The organism is Ramlibacter montanisoli (assembly GCF_013087525.1).
Lineage (GTDB): Bacteria > Pseudomonadota > Gammaproteobacteria > Burkholderiales > Burkholderiaceae_C > Ramlibacter > Ramlibacter montanisoli.
The window spans coordinates 1,030,614-1,045,899 of the sequence record NZ_JABFCS010000001.1; the positions used below are offsets into that span (position 1 = coordinate 1,030,614).

Below are 15,286 nucleotides of genomic sequence, written 5' to 3' on the forward strand. Positions count from 1 at the left end.
CCTGATGGGACGCATCGTCGCCGGCATCGGCACCTCCCACGTTCCCTCCATCGGCGGCGCCTACGACCGCGGCAAGACCGCCTTGCCGGCGTGGAAGCCCCTGTTCGACGCCTACGTGCCGGTGCGGCAGTGGCTCAAGGAGCTGCGGCCCGACGTCTGCATCATGGTCTACAACGACCACGGCGCCGACTTCTTCTTCGACAAGTACCCCACCTTCGCGGTGGGCTGCGCGGACAGCTACCCGATCGCCGACGAGGGCTTCGGCGTGCGGCCGCTGCCGCCCATCCGCGGCGACCTCGCGTTCTCCCAGCACCTGTGCCGCTCGCTCGTGTACGACGAGTTCGACATCACCGTGTGCCAGGAAATGGCGGTGGAGCACGGCTTCCTCGTGCCCAGCACCTGTGCTTCGACCCGTCGGAGGACGGCTGGCCGGTGGCCTCGGTGCCGGTGGAGGTGAACGTGCTGCAGCACCCGCTGCCCACGGCGCGCCGCTGCTTCCGGCTCGGGCAGGCGATCCGCCGCGCCGTGGACAGCTACGAGAAGGACATCAAGGTGGCGATCATCGGCACCGGCGGCATGTCGCACCAGCTCACCGGCCCCGGCTTCGGCGCGATGGATCCGGACGCGGACCTCGACTTCCTCGAACGGATCGAGCGCGACCCGGAGAGCCTGACCGAACTCACCCACCAGGCGATGATGGAAAAGTTCGGCGTCGAAGGCATCGAGCTGATCATGTGGCTCGTCATGCGCGGGGCGCTGTCGGCCGGCGCGAAGCGGATGCACCGCAACTACTACGCGCCGATGACCACTGGCATGGGCCTGGTCACTCTCGAGGAGGCCGCCTGATGCGCACGCAGGTCGGCATCATCGGCGCCGGGCCCGCGGGGCTCATGCTCGCGCAGATCCTGCATCTGCAGGGCATCGAGTCCGTGATCCTCGAGCGGTCCAGCCGCGAGCACGTGCGCACCCGCCTGCGCGCCGGCGTGCTGGAGCAGGGCACCGTCGCGATGATGCGGGAGTTCGGCGTCGGCGAGCGGGTCACGAGCGAGGGCCTGAAGCAGCGGGCGATCGATTTCCGCTTCAACGGCGAATCGCATCCCATCGATTTCGAGGCGGTCTGCGGCCGCAACACCTGGGTGTACCCGCAGCACGAGGTGGTCACCGACCTGATGGCCGCGCGCGACCGCAGCGGCCTGCCCGTGCTCTACGACGCGCCCGTGACGCGCATCGAAGGACTGGAAGGGCCGCGTCCCGTGATCCACTTCGAGCACGGGGGCGAGAGGGCCACGCTGGAGTGCGACTACGTCGCGGGCTGCGACGGCTTCCGGGGCGTCAGCCGCTCGGCCATCCCCGCGGACCGCATGAGGGTCTACGACCGCATCTATCCCTTCGGCTGGCTCGGCATCCTCGCGGAAGCCAGGCCCGCCATCGAGGACATCACCTGGGGCTGCCATGAGGACGGCTTCGCGATGATGAGCATCCGTTCGCCGAGCGTCACGCGCCTTTACCTGCAGTGCGCGCCGGACGAGAACCCCGACGACTGGTCCGACGACCGCATCTGGTCCGAGCTGCACAAGCGCCTGGACGTCCCCGGCCTGCCGCCGGTCCAGGAGGGGCCGATCACGCAGAAGGGCGTGACCGCGATGCGCAGCTTCCTGGCCGAGCCCATGCAGCACGGCCGCCTGTTCCTCGCGGGAGACGCGGCGCACATCGTGCCGCCCACCGGCGCGAAGGGCCTCAATTCGGCGCTGGCCGACGTGAAGGTGCTGGGGCGCGCGCTGACCGAGCGGTACCGCGAGGGCCGCGGCGAGTGGCTGGAGCGCTATTCCTCCGTGTGTCTCAAGCGCATGTGGCTGGTGCAGCGCTTCTCCGCGGGGCTCTGCACGATGGTGCACCAGTTCCCGGGCGAGAACGACTTCGTGCGCCGCCTGCAGCGCGCGGACCTGGAGTACATGACGACGACCGTCCCCGGACGGCTGGAATTCTCGGAGAACTTCACCGGCCTGCCGGTGGAGGCATGACAAGGAGCTCGCATGGTTGACGATCCCGACTTTCCGCGCCGCCGTTTCCTCGTGGGAGCCGCCGCCGGCGCCGCGACGCTGGCGCTGCCCACCGTTTCCCGTGCCCAGGCGGATGCATGGCCTGCGAGGCCGGTCAAGGTGGTCTGCAACTTCCCGGCGGGCAGCTCGCCCGACGCGCTGGTGCGCGCGGTCTCGCAGCCGCTGCAGCAGGCGCTGGGCCAGCCGCTGGTGATCGACAACCGCGCGGGAGCCAGCGGCATGATCGGCGCCGACCTCGTCGCGAAGGCGCCGGCCGACGGCCACACGCTGCTGATGACGGCGGGCAGCACGATCACCACCAACCCGCACGTGTTCGCCAAGATGCCTTTCGACCCGGCCAGGGACCTCGTTCCGGTGGCGGCGCTGGCGCGCCTGAACCTGTTCCTGGTGGCGCGCGGCGACTTCCCGGCGAACAACGTGCGCGAGTTCCTCGCGCACCTGAAGAAGAATCCCGGCAAGGTCACCTACGGCTCCGCGGGCAATGCCACCGGCCTGCACCTGGCGGGGGAAATGCTCAAGAGCCAGGCCGGCGTGTACGTGGTGCACGTTCCCTACCGCGGCGCCTCGCTCGCGCTGCAGGACCTGCTGGCCGGGCAGATCGACTTCTACTTCGACCCGGGCATCGCGCTGGGCCACGTGAAGGCAGGTAAGCTGAAGCTGCTGGCCATCGGCGCGCCGCAGCGTTCGCCCGCGTATCCCGACGTGCCGACCTTGCACGAGGCGGGGCTGAAGGGATTCGATGCCGGCACCACGCACGGCCTCTACGCGCCCGACGGCACGCCGGCGGCCGTCGTCGAGCGCCTGAACCGCGAGGTGAACGCCGCGCTCGCGCTGCCCGCGGTGAAGGCGCAGATCGCCACGCTGGCGGCCGACCCGACTCCCATGTCGACGGCGCAGTTCGCCGCGATCATGCGCGAGGACAGCAAGCGCTACGGCGCCGTGATCCGCGAGCGCCGCATCACCGCGACCTGAGCACACAGGATGGTTGACGCAGCGCAAGGCGCTGCCGCGCCTGGCTGCCCAGAATGGGCGGCATGCGAAGCGCCCCTGTCATCGGTATCCGCAGGCGGAGCATGCTGCTCTCGGCGGCGGCAGCGCTCGCGCCCTGGCCCTCGTTCGCTGCCGGCGTCTGCACGCCGCGGGAACTGTCGCAGCGATTCGCCGCCGGCGTCGCGCAGAAGCTGGACGTGCCGCAGAACGAGGTGTGGATCTATGCGGGCCTGGCCGAAGCCGAACTCGCGGGCCATCCCGACGGCCTGTTGCAGCCGCAATACCTGCTGGTGGTGGACAGCTGCCCCTCCATCCAGACCGCCTTCCTGTTCTTCCGCCTGCTGCCCGGCCGCTTCCAGCTGGTGGGCGCCACGCCCGCGTCCACCGGCAGCCCGCTGCGTCCCGGCTGCCTGGAAACGCCGTGCGGCGTGTTCCCGCAGGCCTCGGTGTCCGATGCCGGCCGCGCGATGGCCTCGCGGGTCTATGACTTCGGCACGCAGCGCGCACGTCGCGCGTCGGGCCTCGGCTACGGCGCACTGCACCTGCAGGCGCGCGCCGCCGTCGGCCGCAACCGCGCGCTGCTCGGCACCGCGCATTCGGACGGGCGCGTGCTGCTGCCGCCCAGCCTGGTGGCCTTCCTCGACACCTACGGCGTGCTCGACGCGCAGCGCACCGACCGCACCACGCCCGAAGGCGACCACATGCCCTTCGCCGGCCAGTACTTGGTGGTGATCGACAGCGAGCGCGAGGAACGCCCCGACTGGGCGATCGCCTCCTGAAGCATCAGCGGCCGCCGGCCGCTTCCTCGTCCGGCTTCACCGGATCCAGCCCCTCGCGTTCCCAGCCTTCGCCGAAGGTCTCGATGGGATGCTGCGTGCGTTCCGTGCCGTTGCCGCAGATCATCTGGTCGGCCGCGCAGTAGCGGTCGCAGCCCCAGCAGGTGCGCTGCGGGTTGGCTGGGTGGATGGGGAACTTCTTGGCCATGCTGCGGGCCATTCTGGGTACCCACTGGCGTCAGGGGATTGCTCTGCGTCAACTGCGTCCGTTCCCCCGGCGCGCGCACGCCGCCGCATACTGGCCCGCTCACCACGGCGGGAGCCACCATGCAATACCTCAACCAGCTCGGCCCGGTCGCGGCCCTGATCGCCGGTGTCCTGATCCTCATCATGCCCAAGCTGCTGAACTACATCATCGCCCTGTACCTGATCGTCACCGGGCTGATCGGCATCTTCGGCCGCTAGTTCAGCGCTGCGGCGGCTGGCCCATGTGCTGCGCGTACAGCTTCTGCATGCCGCCCAGCCAGCGGTCGTAGTCCTGCCCCTTGGCCTGGAAGTACTGCGCCACCTCGGGGTGGGGCAGGGCGAGGAAGCGCTCGTCGCGCATGGTCTGCACCACGACCTCGGCCACCTGTGCGGGCGTCAGCACGCCGTTGATGCCCGCCGAGCCGGTGCCGTCGCGGGTCATGTCCGTCTGCACGGACTGCGGGCACAGGCAGGACACGCGCACCCCCGGCGCCCGTAGGCGATGCGCAGCCACTCGGCGATGGCCACGGCGGCGTGCTTGGTCACGCCATAGGGCGCCGACTCGACGATGTTCAGCAGCCCGGCGGCGGAAGCGGTCACCAGGAAGTAGCCTTCGCCGCGCTCCACCATCTCGGGGATCACGGCGCGCGCGGCCCACACGTGCGCCATGCCGTGCACCTGCCACATCTTGTCCCAGAGCGCGTCCTCCAGCTCCAGGCCGCCCAGGCGGCCGAGGATGCCGGCGTTGGAGAAGTAGATGTCGATGCGGCCGAAGCGCTCGCGCGCCTGCCGCACCAGTTCCTGGATGTCGGCCTCGCGGCTCACGTCGCAGCGCAGCGCCACGGCCTGGCTGCCGATGCCCCGCGCCACGCCTTGGGCACGCTCCAGGTCCAGGTCGGCGACGACCACGCCACGGGCACCTTCGCGCGCGAAGCGCTCTGCCATGCCGGCGCCGATGCCGCTGGCGCCGCCGGTCACCACGACCACCTTGTCCCTGATTTCCATGCTTGCCTCCGGAAAGTGGCGCCAGTATCCGGGCTGTGCGGGCGCGCGCAAGCCGCCCAGGCGACACGCGGCGCCGCGGGTGGCTCGGCCGATGGCGCCTTTCGCTCGACCCCGGGGGAGCCGCCTGCACTTCGCAGGTGCGGCCTCCGACAGCATCGCGGCCGGGACGTCCTACACGGCCGGGCTGCCTCTTTTCGGATCATTCGTCCCAGCAAACACACACGGAGAGACGGCCATGACCGCCATCGCACAGGATTTCTGGCAGGAACAAGCAGACGAACCCGAGGTCCGCATCGACGGCCGCGTCAACCCGGACCGGGAGGACGCCTACTGGCAAAGCGTCTACTGGGCCCAGCCGTACTTCCGCGGTGAGTGCTGCTATGAAGACTACGCCCCGGCCTACTGCGTCGGCTACATCGGATACGCCCAGTACGGCGGCCGCTTCGAGGAAGCCGAGAAGTCCCTGTGCGCCAACTGGGTCCGCATCAAGGGAGACTCCTGCCTGAGCATCGAGGAAGCGATGCAGGCCATCCAGGCGGCCTGGGAGCACGCCGCGCTGTCCGAGCAGCGCATCCGTGAAGAGGAAGAGGAACTGGCCGACGTCGGCTACTTGCCCGCGAACGCGGGCGCCGCCAACCAGCCGGTGTACGCCACCGCCTGAGCGCGCCGGCAGCACGCAGGACCGAGCGTCAGGATATCGCGGGCACCTCGGCGGCGGGGCCGCGGCCCTCCAGGCACTGCACCAGTCTGTCGATGAAGGGGGCCTGCCCAGCGATCAGCTTGCGGCGCGCCTCCTCCAGCCCGAACCAGCGCACGCGGTCCACCTCCGGGAAGGACTGCATGCGACCGGAACGCGGCGGCCACTCCATTTCGAACAGGTTGCTCACCAGCGCGGCGGGATCCGCATCGCCTTCGAAGGCCCAGGCGCTGATGCGCTTGCCGCTCTTCTGGCGCAGCTCGCCCAGCGGCAGGAAGGGCGGCGCGCTGGCGAAACCGGTTTCCTCCAGGAACTCCCGCTGCGCGGCGGCCAGCGGCTCCTCCCCGGGGCGATCTCGCCCTTGGGCAAGGTCCACGCAGCCTCGTCGCGCCGCGACCAGAACGGTCCGCCGGGATGCGCGAGCAGCACCTCGGTCACGCCCGGACGGCGACGGAACATCAGGAGGCCGGCACTGCGGATGGTGGACACGCAGCGAGTGTAGGACCTCCCGGCGCGCAGGCTGCTACAGCGCGTCCACCGGGATCTTGAGGTAGGTCACGCCGTTGGCTTCCGCCGGCGGCATCTGGCCGGCGCGGATGTTCACCTGGATCGCGGGCAGATCAGGTGGGGCATCTCCAGGGTCGCGTCGCGCGCGGTGCGCATGGCGACGAAGTCCTCCTCGGTCACGCCGTCATGCACGTGGATGTTGGACGCGCGTTGTTCGGCCACCGTCGTTTCCCAGCGCGGCGCGCGCCCGGCCGGCGGGTAGTCGTGGCACATGAACAGTCGGGTGGCCGGCGGCAGTGACAGCAGGCGGCGGATCGAGCGATACAGCTGCACCGCGCTGCCGCCGGGGAAGTCGCAGCGGGCCGTGCCCACGTCCGGCATGAAGAGCGTGTCGCCCACGAACACCGCGTCGCCCACCTGGTAGGCCACGCAGGCCGGCGTGTGGCCGGGCATGGCGAGTACCCGCGCCTCCAGCGAGCCGATGCGGAAGCTCTCGCCGTCGGCGAACAGGTGGTCGAACTGGCGGCCGTCCGCCGCGAAGGAGGGTTCCAGGTTGAACAGCTGCCGGAAAACGCCCTGCACGCGCGTGATGCCGGCGCCGATGGCGATGCGGCCGCCGAGGCGCGCACGCAGCCACGCCGCCCCACTCAGGTGGTCGGCGTGGGCATGCGTTTCCAGGATCCATTCCACCCGGAGCTGCTGCGCGCGTATGAAGTCCGCCACCTTTTCCACGGAGGCCGTGCCCGTGCGACCGGACTTGGCGTCGAAATCCAGAACCGGGTCTACGATGGCGCATGCGGAGCCGGGCTTTTCGTAGACCACGTGCGTGACGGTGCCGGTGGCGGGGTCATGGAAGGATCGGACCTGGGGGTGCATCGCGGGACCTCCGTGCAATTGAATTAAGTTGGTGATAGTATATCGATTAATAGATTGTTGCGCACGGGATGCGAACGGAGAGGATGACAGTAATGGATGAACCGCTGGTGGACAAGGTCGCGATGCGCGAAGCGGCGGAGAGTGCATGCGCGCTGATGAAGGTGCTGTCCAACCCGGACCGCATGCTGCTGCTGTGCGAGCTGGCCGAGGGCGAACGCAACGTCGGCGAACTGCAGGACGCGGTGGGGGTGCAGCAGCCCACGCTGTCGCAGCAGCTTGCCGTGCTGCGCGAGGAGAACCTGGTCGAGACGCGGCGCGAAGGCAAGAACATCTACTACAGCATCGCCAGCCCGCAGGCGATGGCGGTGCTGCAGGTGCTGTACGCCCAGTTCTGCGTGCCCACCGGCAAGACGAGGAGATCACGCAAATGACATTGGACTGGACCCACTTCACGCCCTGGACCTCGCTGGCCGGCGGCATCGTGCTTGGCGTCGCCGCCGCGCTGTTCATCCTGCTCAATGGCCGCGTGCTGGGCATCAGCGGCATCCTCGGCGGCCTGGTGCGGCCGCGGCGCGGCGACGCCGGCTGGCGCATGGCCTTCCTGGCGGGCCTGCTGCTCGCGCCCGTCCTGTGGTCGCTGTTCGCCACGCCGGTGGCACCGCGCATCGAGGCCGGTCCCGCGCTGCTCGTGGTGGCGGGGCTGCTGGTGGGCTGGGGCACGCGCTACGGCTCGGGCTGCACCAGCGGCCACGGCGTCTGCGGCCTGGCGCGCCTGTCGCCGCGCTCCATGGTCGCGACGCTCGCGTTCATGGCCGCCGGCTTCGCCGTCGTGTTCGTGCTGCGGCACGTGATGGCCTGAGGAGGACTGGCATGAAGAACCGTTTCGTCGAATTCCTCGTGGGCCTGCTGTTCGGGCTCGGCCTGATCCTCTCGGGCATGACCGATCCCGGCAAGGTGCAGGGCTTCCTGGACCTCGCCGGCGCCTGGGACCCTTCGCTCGCCTTCGTGATGGGCGGCGCGGTCGTGGTCGGCTTCTTCGCCTTCGCGCTCGCGCGCCGGCGCACCACCGCTTTCCTGGGCGGCGCGATGCACCTGCCCGCCAGCGGCGAGATCGACCGCCGCCTGGTGATCGGCAGCGTGGTGTTCGGCATCGGCTGGGGCCTGGCCGGCTTCTGCCCCGGGCCCGCACTGGTGTCGCTGGGCGCCGGGCACTGGCAGGCGCTGGTCTTCGCGCTGGCCATGCTTGCCGGCATGGCGGTGCACGACCTGAGCGCGCAAGGTGCCGCGCCGGCCCTGAACGCCGGAAAGTAGGCCATGGGCGCCACCCTGCTCGCACCGGCCCTGGGGCTGGGCGTGGGCCTGGTGCTCGCGCTCACGGGCGCGGGCGGCGCGATCCTCGCCGTGCCGCTCCTTCTCTTCGGGCTGCACCTGACCGTGGCGCAGGCCGCGCCGATCAGTCTGCTGGCGGTCGCGCTCGCCGCCGGCGTGGGGGCGGCGCTCGCGCTGCGCGCGCGCACGCTGCGCTACCGCGCCGCCGGCGTCATGGCCGCCGCCGGCCTGCTGATGGCGCCCCTGGGGCAGTGGCTCGCGCATCGCCTGCCGGAGCGGCCCCTGGTCCTGCTGTTCGCCGCGGTGCTCGCGCTGGCCGCGACGCGCATGCTGCTGCAGGCGAACCGCGAACTGCGCGGCGAGGAACCCGCGCGCCCGCCCACGACGCCTTGCCGGCGCGATCCCGCCACCGGCCGCCTGCGTTGGACCGCGCCGTGCGCGGGCCTGCTGGTGCTCACCGGCGGCGTCACGGGGCTGCTGTCGGGCCTGCTCGGGGTCGGCGGCGGCTTCGTGCTGGTGCCGGCACTCCTGCTGCTGACCGACCTGACCATGCAGGGCGTGATCGCCACCTCCATGGGCGTGATCGCGCTGGTGTCGCTCGGGACGGCCGGCTTCGCCGCCGCGCAGGGCCACGTGGCCTGGGGCGTGGCCGCGCCCTTCGCCGCCGGAGCGGTGGCCGGATTGCTCGCCGGCCGGGCCTGGGCGCAGCACCTGCGCGGGCCGCGGCTGCAGCAGGGCTTCGCGGTGGTCTCGCTGCTGGTGGCGGCGGGCCTGGTCGTGCGCGCGGCGCTCTGACTCAGGCCGCGGCGCGCGGCTGGAAGCGGCTGGGCGGCTGCCCCATCGCTCCCTTGAACATGGCCGTGAAGGCACTCTCGCTCGCATAGCCGGTGGCCAGCGCCACCTGGCCGACCGGCACGCCGCGCGCGAGCAGGGGCAGGGCGTGCGCCAGCACCGCCTGCTGCCGCCACTGCTGGTAGCCGGTGCCCAGCTGCTCGCGGAACAGGCGCGCCATGGTGCGCTCGCTGGCACCGACACTGGCCGCCCATTGCGCCAGCGTGGCGCGTTCGGCGGGGGCGGCCAGCACGGCTTCGCACAAGGCGCGCAGGCGCTTGTCGCCGCCCTGCGCGGGCGGCAGCGGCACGCCCAGCTCCTGCGTGCCGGCGCCGCGCAGTTCGTCCAGCAGCAGCTCGGTGAGCAGCGCCTCGCGCGCGCGCGGCAGCTGCGGCTCGTCCAGCGCCGGCACCAGTTCGCGGAACAGCGGCGACACGACCAGCACGCGGCAGCCGTTCCAGTCCGGCGGGGCCACCGAGGCGTCGATGTACACGGTGCGGAAGTGCGCGGCCTCCAGCACGTGCACCGAATGCAGGGCGCGCGGCGCGATCCACACCGCGCGCGAGGGCGGCACGATGTAGGTCACCTCGCCGCTGGCACTGCCCGCGTCGGCGGCGCTCACCTGCAGGATGCCGGTGGCGCAGTAGGCGATCTGCCCCCAGGCGTGGCGGTGCGGCTCGAAGTGCGCGTCGGCGGCGATGTTGCGCGAGCGCACGCGCACGGGCCGGCCGCGGGTGGGCTGGAACAGGTCGGCATCGCTGTGGAGCACGACGGAGCGGCGCGGCGGCATTGGCGGATTTTCGACGATTTCTGTCCTTCCATCGCATTCCGGAAAACCCGCGCCGCCCGTACGATCCCGCCATGACGTCCGCCACCCTGTCGCACCCGGTGCCCTTCAAGCGCGATGCAGGCGTGATCGGCCTGGTCGGCATCGCCCACATGGTGAGCCATTTCAGCCAGCTCATCCTGCCGCCGCTGTTCCCGTGGCTGAAGGACGCGCTGGACGCCAGCTACACCCAGCTGGGCTTCCTGATGACGATCTTCTTCGTCGTCTCCTGCGGCATGCAGACCGCATCGGGCTTCCTGGTGGACCGCTTCGGGCCGCGCCCGGTGCTGTTCGGCGGCCTGTCGCTGGTGGCCGCCGCCGCCTTCGGTTTCGCGCTGGCGCCCAGCTACTGGGTGATGGCGCTGATGGCGGTGGTGGCGGGCATCGGCAACGGGGTGTTCCACCCGGTGGACTACACGCTGCTCAATCGCAAGGTGAGCGCGCCGCGCCTGGGCCACGCCTACAGCGTGCACGGGATCACCGGCGCGCTGGGCTGGGCGCTCGGCCCGGCGGTGGTCGTGCCGATCGCGATCGCGTTCCACTGGCGGGTCGCGCTGGCGGTGGCCGGCGGCGTCGCGCTGGTGGTGCTGGCCGTGCTGTGGCTGCAGCGGGCCAGCCTGGAGCTTCCGCCGGCTCCCAAGCCGACGGCGGCCGCGGCGGCCGGCGACGGCGGCAGCCTCGGCTTCCTGCGCATTCCCGCCGTATGGATGTGCTTCGTCTTCTTCCTGGTCTATGCCGGCGTGCTCACCGGCGTGCAGACCTTCGCGCCCATGGCGGCACGCCAGATCGTGGGCATGCCGGTGGCGCTGGTCGCGGTCTGCGTCACGGCGTACATGGTCTGCAGCGCGGGCGGCACCGTTCTGGGTGGCTTCCTCGCCTCCGATCCGGCGCGCTGCGAGCGGGTGGTGGCCGTCGGTTTCGGCATCGCCGCGCTGCTGGCGCTGATGATCGCCTTCGCCCCGGTGGCGGCCGCGGCGGTGCCCGTGATGTTCGGCGCCATGGGCTTCGCCAGCGGCACGGCGGGACCCTCGCGCGACATGCTGGTCAAGCGTTCCACCCCTGAAAACGCCACCGGCCGGGTCTACGGCGTCGTGTATTCCGGGCTGGACGTGGGGCAGGCGATCGCGCCGCTGGTGTTCGGCGCGCTGATGGACAGCGCGCGGTACCGCGAGGTGTGGATGGTGCTGGTGGCTCTGCAGCTGCTGCTGATCGCCAGCGCCTTCAACGTGCGCCGGGTGCGGCGCACCGTGCTGGCCCCGGCCTGACCCGGGCTTGTCCCCGCGCGCTCCGTTACATGGGCGCGCTATCCTAGTGCCCATGTATGCCGCGTATTTCGGGCTGAGGCAGGAGCCGTTCTCGATCGCTCCCGACCCGCGCCTGCTCTTCATGAGCGAACAGCACCGCGAAGCGCTGGCGCACCTGTTGTACGGGGTGCAGGGCGGCGGCGGCTTCGTGCTGCTCACCGGGGAGATCGGCACCGGCAAGACCACCGTGTGCCGCTGCTTCCTGGAGCAGGTGCCGGCGCACGTCAACCTCGCCTACATCTTCAATCCCAAGCTCACCGTGCTGGAGCTGCTGGAGACCGTGTGCCACGAGTTCGGCGTGGCCGTGGCCATCCCCGCGCAGCGGCCGGCGACGGTGAAGGACTACCTCGACCCGCTCAACGCCTTCCTGCTGCAGGCGCATGCGGCCGGACGCAACAACGTGCTGGTGATCGACGAGGCGCAGAACCTCGCACCGGAGGTGCTGGACAGCTGCGCCTGCTGACCAACCTGGAGACCAGCGAGCGCAAGCTGCTGCAGATCATCCTGATCGGCCAGCCCGAGCTGCGCGACATGCTGGCGCGCCCCGAACTGGAACAGCTCGCGCAGCGCGTGATCGCGCGCTACCACCTGCGTGCGCTGGCCGAGGAGGAAAGCGCGCAGTACGTGCGCCACCGGCTGGAAGTCTGCGGCCTCGAGCGGCCGCTGCCCTTCGACCGTGCCGCGCTGCGCCGCGTGCATGCGGCCAGCGGCGGCGTGCCGCGCCGGATCAACCTGCTGTGCGACCGGGCGCTGCTCGGCGCGTACGCGGGCGGGCAGGCGCAGGTGACGCGGCGCATCGTGAACCGGGCCGCGGCGGAAGTGTTTCCGCAGGGCTCGCGCGTGCGCCGCGGCTGGTCGCGCACCGCGCTGGCGGGCGCGTTGGGCCTGGCCGCCGGTGCCGGCCTGCTCGCGGCGGCGAACCGCGCGATCGAGCCGGCGCCGCGCCCCGTGTGCTCGCGGCGGCACCCGCCCTGCAACAGCCGGCGCCCGTGGCGGCGCCGCTGCGCGTGGCGGCCGCCCCACGCCCCACGCTGCTGCGCGACGAGCAGGAAGCCTGGCGCGAACTGGCGCAGGCCTGGAAGGTGCCGGTGCCCCAGGGCGAGCCCTGCGCGGCGCTCGCGCGCGAGCAGGTGCTGTGCTTCAGCAGGAACGTCAGCCTGCCCCTGATCCGGCAGCTGGGACGGCCCGGCATCGTCACGCTCGACGCGCAGACCGGCCAGCCTTCCTACGCCATCCTCACGTCCCTCACTTCGCAGACGGCGACGCTGCGTGCCGCCGGCACCGAGCAGACCGTCACGCTGGCGGCGCTGGCCGAACGCTGGCAGGGCGACTTCGCCACCCTGTGGCGCGCCCCGGACGGCTACCGCGAGCGGCTGAAGGACGGCGCGGGCGGGCCGTCCATCGAATGGGTCGCCGCCCGGCTCGCGACGGTGCGGGGCGAGCCTGCGCCCGCCGGTGCCGCCAGGCTCGACGCGCGGCTGCGCGCCGAACTGCGCGCCTTCCAGGTGGCGCAGGGCCTGCCGGCCGACGGCCGCCCGGGCCCGCTGACCTACATGCAACTCAATCGCGTGACCGGCGTGGAAGAGCCGCGCCTGCGCGAGCAACCCTGAAGCAGCAGCGCATGTCGTACATCCTCGATGCATTGCGCAAGGCCGACGCGGAGCGTGAGCGCGATCCGGCACGCGGCATCCATGCCCAGCCCTCGGCCGGTAGCGCGACGCAGGCGTCTGCCGGCGCACCGGCCTGGCTGTGGCCGGCATTGGTGATCCTGGCAGGCGTCGTCGGCGCGGCCCTCATCTGGCAGCAGCGCAGCGCGACTGTGCCCGTCCCCGCGCCGGTTCCGGTGCGGCCGGTCGCGATCACCTCGGCACCTCCAGTGCCGGCGGTGGCGGTGCTGCCGCCCGCGCCGGTGACGCTGCCCGCGCCCGTGGCCGAACGCCCGATCACGCGCGGGTGGCCGCGGCGCCGGCCGCGGTACCGGCGGCCACGCCGCTCGCGCCGTCGCCGGACGCTTCGGCGCCGGTCGCGGCTTCGGCACCCCCGCGGTCGCTACCGCGCGTCCCGCCGCGACGGCACCCGCAGCCGATCGCGTGTATGCGCAAGCCGAACTGCCGGCAGAGGTCCAGAAGGATCTTCCCAAGCTCGCGATTTCCGGCGGCGTGCACTCCGAGAACGCCGCGCAGCGCATGCTGGTGGTCGGCGGGCAGGTGCTGTCGGAAGGCGCCGAGGTCGCACCCGGCGTGGTGCTCGAACAGATCCGCGCCGGCACTGCGGTGCTGCGCTTTCGCGGCTACCGCTACAGCGTCGGCTACTGAGCCTTCCTAGCCGACCAGCGAGCGGGTCGCGATCCCGAGCGACAGCGAGGCCAGCGGCAGCACGGCCAGGCCGGCGCGGCACCACCACGGCAGGCCTGCGAGGCCCAGCAGCGCTCCGAGCGTGGCGATCGCCGTGGGATCGGGCATGAAGGCGAACACCTCCGCCTCCTGCCATGGGTGGCCGGTGACGGGGGCGAGCAGCGGATACAGCAAGGCCGCGGCCAGCAGCAGGGACGCGCCGGGGCCGGAACCGCGTCCACCGTCATGCCCCGGCCGCGCGGCGGCCACCACGAGCAGGGCGGCTTGCCCCGCGCAGGCGGTTGCCAGCCACGGTGCGGCCAGGAAGACCTCGCTGTAACGCTGCCAGTGGAAGGCCCAGCCCACCCACGCCCAGGCCAGCGCGAGCAGCAGCAAGGTGCCACGCGTCGCCCACGCGCGGGGCGTGCACAGCAGCAGCCACAGGATGGCAGGACCGGCTGCGGCCAGCACCTGCCCCGGCCACCAGGCGGCGTTGTAGCGCGCCACCAGCCGCCAGTAGGTCTGCGGCGAGAACATCAGGAAATCGGACAGGCCGTAGCCGGCCCACTCGCTCATAGGCCGGCGACGTGCGCGGCCATGCGGCGGCGCATGGCTTCGTCGGGCATGCGGCCGCGCGCCGCCGCCATGTTCTCGCGCACGTGGTCCACGCGCCGCGTCGCGGGAATCGCGCAGGTCACCGCCGGGTGGCTGATGGCGAACTTCAGCGCGAACTGCGCCCAGCTCGCGCACTCGATCTCCGCGGCCCACGGCGGCAGGGGGTGGCGCTCCAGCCGGCGCAGCAGGGCGCCTTCCTGGAAGGTGCGGTTCACGAGGACGGCCATGCCGCGCTCGGCGGCCAGCGGCAGCAGCCGCTCTTCCACCTCGCGGTCCAGCAGGTTGTAGGTGAACTGCACGAAGTCCAGCCTGTGGCTGCGCATCAGCTGCTCGAACTCGCGGTGGCGCCGGCCCTCGGAGGTGGTGATGCCCACGTAGCGCGCTGGCCGCGCTCCTTCATGGCCTGCAGCAGCGGCAGCTGCTTCTCCCAGGCCAGCAGGTTGTGGACCTGCAGCAGGTCGAAGCGCGGCACCTGCCACAGCTTGCGCGAGTTTCTCGCCTGGGACGCGCCATCGGCACTGGTCCAGACCTTGTCGGCGGAGAACACCTTCTGTTGCGCGCCCAGGCCGCGCAGCGCATCACCCACGACGCCCTGCGAGGACCCGTACATGGGCGAGGAATCGACCAGCCGGCCGCCGGCTTCGAGGAAGGCGCGCACCACCTGCGCGCACTGCGCACGGGCGGGCGGATCCTGGCCCACGTTGAAGGTGATCCAGGTGCCCAATCCGACGCGGGGAAGCTGCTCGCCGGAGGACGGGATGGCGCGCGTGAGCGGCCCGCCCTGGGCGAGTGCGGGGCCGGCGGCCGCCAGCGCGGACCATTGCAGCAGCGTGCGGCGCTTCATGGCGGCACACTACCATGCCCGCATGTCCCCGCTGGAGGTGATCCCAT

20 protein-coding genes and 3 pseudogenes are annotated in these 15,286 nt (G+C 71.7%); 15 read left to right on the forward strand and 8 right to left on the reverse strand.

The features are described from left to right. Window positions 1-4 precede the first annotated feature (4 nt). The 5 genes and pseudogenes from HK415_RS26145 to HK415_RS05385 all read left to right on the forward strand — a co-directional run bounded on the left by HK415_RS26145 (window position 5) and on the right by HK415_RS05385 (window position 3,829). Window positions 5-457, forward strand: coding sequence for a DODA-type extradiol aromatic ring-opening family dioxygenase (locus HK415_RS26145; RefSeq protein WP_309246585.1), 453 nt, complete (start codon window positions 5-7; stop codon window positions 455-457). 32 nt (window positions 458-489) lie between these two features. Continuing rightward, window positions 490-846: pseudogene (locus tag HK415_RS26150) on the forward strand (DODA-type extradiol aromatic ring-opening family dioxygenase); the annotation flags it as partial. Next, window positions 846-2,021: a 4-hydroxybenzoate 3-monooxygenase gene (locus HK415_RS24565; protein WP_253261772.1), complete on the forward strand. Its 1,176-nt coding sequence runs from the start codon at window positions 846-848 to the stop codon at window positions 2,019-2,021. The pseudogene HK415_RS26150 and the gene HK415_RS24565, both read left to right, overlap by 1 nt. 12 nt (window positions 2,022-2,033) lie before the next feature. Further along, window positions 2,034-3,032, forward strand: coding sequence for a Bug family tripartite tricarboxylate transporter substrate binding protein (locus HK415_RS24570; RefSeq protein ID WP_253261773.1), 999 nt, complete (start codon window positions 2,034-2,036; stop codon window positions 3,030-3,032). Between the two features lie 101 nt (window positions 3,033-3,133). After that, entirely contained in the window at window positions 3,134-3,829 is a 696-nt protein-coding gene (locus HK415_RS05385) for a hypothetical protein (protein ID WP_171557122.1), read from the forward strand. Window positions 3,830-3,833: 4 nt separating this feature from the next. On the opposite strand, the gene HK415_RS05390 is transcribed toward HK415_RS05385, so the two are convergent. Beyond that, entirely contained in the window at window positions 3,834-4,034 is a 201-nt protein-coding gene (locus tag HK415_RS05390) for a DUF3079 domain-containing protein (protein ID WP_171563182.1), read from the reverse strand. 119 nt (window positions 4,035-4,153) lie between these two features. Here HK415_RS05390 and HK415_RS05395 point away from each other — a divergent pair, with 119 nt between their 5' ends. After that, window positions 4,154-4,291 (forward strand): DUF3096 domain-containing protein, encoded by a 138-nt coding sequence (locus HK415_RS05395; RefSeq protein ID WP_171557125.1) that lies wholly within the window; start codon window positions 4,154-4,156, stop codon window positions 4,289-4,291. A 1-nt stretch (window position 4,292) separates the two neighbouring features. Here the strand turns inward: HK415_RS05395 and HK415_RS05400 are convergent. Next, window positions 4,293-5,077 (reverse strand): annotated as a pseudogene (locus HK415_RS05400) (SDR family oxidoreductase). Between the two features lie 235 nt (window positions 5,078-5,312). On the opposite strand from HK415_RS05400, the gene HK415_RS05405 reads away from it, so the two are divergent. Next, window positions 5,313-5,738 carry a hypothetical protein gene (locus tag HK415_RS05405; protein WP_171557128.1) on the forward strand — a complete coding sequence of 142 codons (426 nt, stop codon included), beginning with the start codon at window positions 5,313-5,315 and terminating at the stop codon, window positions 5,736-5,738. 28 nt (window positions 5,739-5,766) lie between these two features. Here HK415_RS05405 and HK415_RS05410 read toward each other — a convergent pair whose 3' ends face one another. Beyond that, window positions 5,767-6,150, reverse strand: coding sequence for an NUDIX domain-containing protein (locus HK415_RS05410; RefSeq protein WP_216369736.1), 384 nt, complete (start codon window positions 6,148-6,150; stop codon window positions 5,767-5,769). A gap of 147 nt (window positions 6,151-6,297) precedes the next feature. Further along, window positions 6,298-7,157 (reverse strand): annotated as a pseudogene (locus HK415_RS05415) (MBL fold metallo-hydrolase). Between the two features lie 92 nt (window positions 7,158-7,249). On the opposite strand from HK415_RS05415, the gene HK415_RS05420 reads away from it, so the two are divergent. From HK415_RS05420 to HK415_RS05435, 4 genes are read left to right on the forward strand one after another with little or no spacing between them, the layout of a single operon-like run. After that, complete coding sequence (locus tag HK415_RS05420) at window positions 7,250-7,588, forward strand: ArsR/SmtB family transcription factor (RefSeq protein ID WP_171557131.1); 339 nt, start codon at window positions 7,250-7,252, stop codon at window positions 7,586-7,588. Beyond that, a complete protein-coding gene (locus HK415_RS05425; protein ID WP_171557134.1) occupies window positions 7,585-8,016 on the forward strand; it encodes a YeeE/YedE family protein in 432 nt (143 codons plus the stop codon). The genes HK415_RS05420 and HK415_RS05425 overlap by 4 nt, the downstream gene beginning before the upstream one ends. An 11-nt stretch (window positions 8,017-8,027) precedes the next feature. Then, window positions 8,028-8,468 carry a YeeE/YedE family protein gene (locus HK415_RS05430; protein ID WP_171557136.1) on the forward strand — a complete coding sequence of 147 codons (441 nt, stop codon included), beginning with the start codon at window positions 8,028-8,030 and terminating at the stop codon, window positions 8,466-8,468. Between the two features lie 3 nt (window positions 8,469-8,471). Further along, window positions 8,472-9,281: a sulfite exporter TauE/SafE family protein gene (locus tag HK415_RS05435; RefSeq protein ID WP_171557139.1), complete on the forward strand. Its 810-nt coding sequence runs from the start codon at window positions 8,472-8,474 to the stop codon at window positions 9,279-9,281. Between the two features lies 1 nt (window position 9,282). Here HK415_RS05435 and HK415_RS05440 read toward each other — a convergent pair whose 3' ends face one another. Beyond that, window positions 9,283-10,107 (reverse strand): AraC family transcriptional regulator, encoded by an 825-nt coding sequence (locus HK415_RS05440; protein WP_171557141.1) that lies wholly within the window; start codon window positions 10,105-10,107, stop codon window positions 9,283-9,285. Between the two features lie 71 nt (window positions 10,108-10,178). Between HK415_RS05440 and HK415_RS05445 the strand changes: the two genes are divergently transcribed. From HK415_RS05445 to HK415_RS25855, 4 genes are all read left to right on the forward strand, one after another. Then, window positions 10,179-11,408, forward strand: a complete 1,230-nt coding sequence (locus HK415_RS05445; RefSeq protein WP_171557144.1) for an MFS transporter — start codon at window positions 10,179-10,181, stop codon at window positions 11,406-11,408. Window positions 11,409-11,460: 52 nt separating this feature from the next. Beyond that, window positions 11,461-11,910, forward strand: coding sequence for an ExeA family protein (locus HK415_RS24575; protein WP_253261774.1), 450 nt, complete (start codon window positions 11,461-11,463; stop codon window positions 11,908-11,910). Between the two features lie 526 nt (window positions 11,911-12,436). After that, window positions 12,437-13,057 carry a peptidoglycan-binding protein gene (locus tag HK415_RS24580; protein ID WP_253261775.1) on the forward strand — a complete coding sequence of 207 codons (621 nt, stop codon included), beginning with the start codon at window positions 12,437-12,439 and terminating at the stop codon, window positions 13,055-13,057. Window positions 13,058-13,537: 480 nt separating this feature from the next. Further along, window positions 13,538-13,762 (forward strand): general secretion pathway protein GspB, encoded by a 225-nt coding sequence (locus tag HK415_RS25855; protein WP_171557146.1) that lies wholly within the window; start codon window positions 13,538-13,540, stop codon window positions 13,760-13,762. Window positions 13,763-13,768: 6 nt separating this feature from the next. Here the strand turns inward: HK415_RS25855 and HK415_RS05460 are convergent, their stop codons facing one another. The 3 genes from HK415_RS05460 to HK415_RS24595 are packed head-to-tail and all read right to left on the reverse strand — an operon-like array spanning window position 13,769 to window position 15,239. Then, a complete protein-coding gene (locus HK415_RS05460; protein WP_171557148.1) occupies window positions 13,769-14,356 on the reverse strand; it encodes a DUF6064 family protein in 588 nt (195 codons plus the stop codon). Further along, on the reverse strand, window positions 14,353-14,718 hold the full coding sequence (locus tag HK415_RS24590) for an aldo/keto reductase (RefSeq protein WP_253261776.1): 366 nt from the start codon (window positions 14,716-14,718) through the stop codon (window positions 14,353-14,355). The genes HK415_RS05460 and HK415_RS24590 overlap by 4 nt, the downstream gene beginning before the upstream one ends. Then, a complete protein-coding gene (locus tag HK415_RS24595) occupies window positions 14,718-15,239 on the reverse strand; it encodes an aldo/keto reductase (RefSeq protein WP_253261777.1) in 522 nt (173 codons plus the stop codon). Before HK415_RS24595 ends, HK415_RS24590 begins: the two co-directional genes overlap by 1 nt. Between the last annotated feature and the right edge of the window lie 47 nt (window positions 15,240-15,286).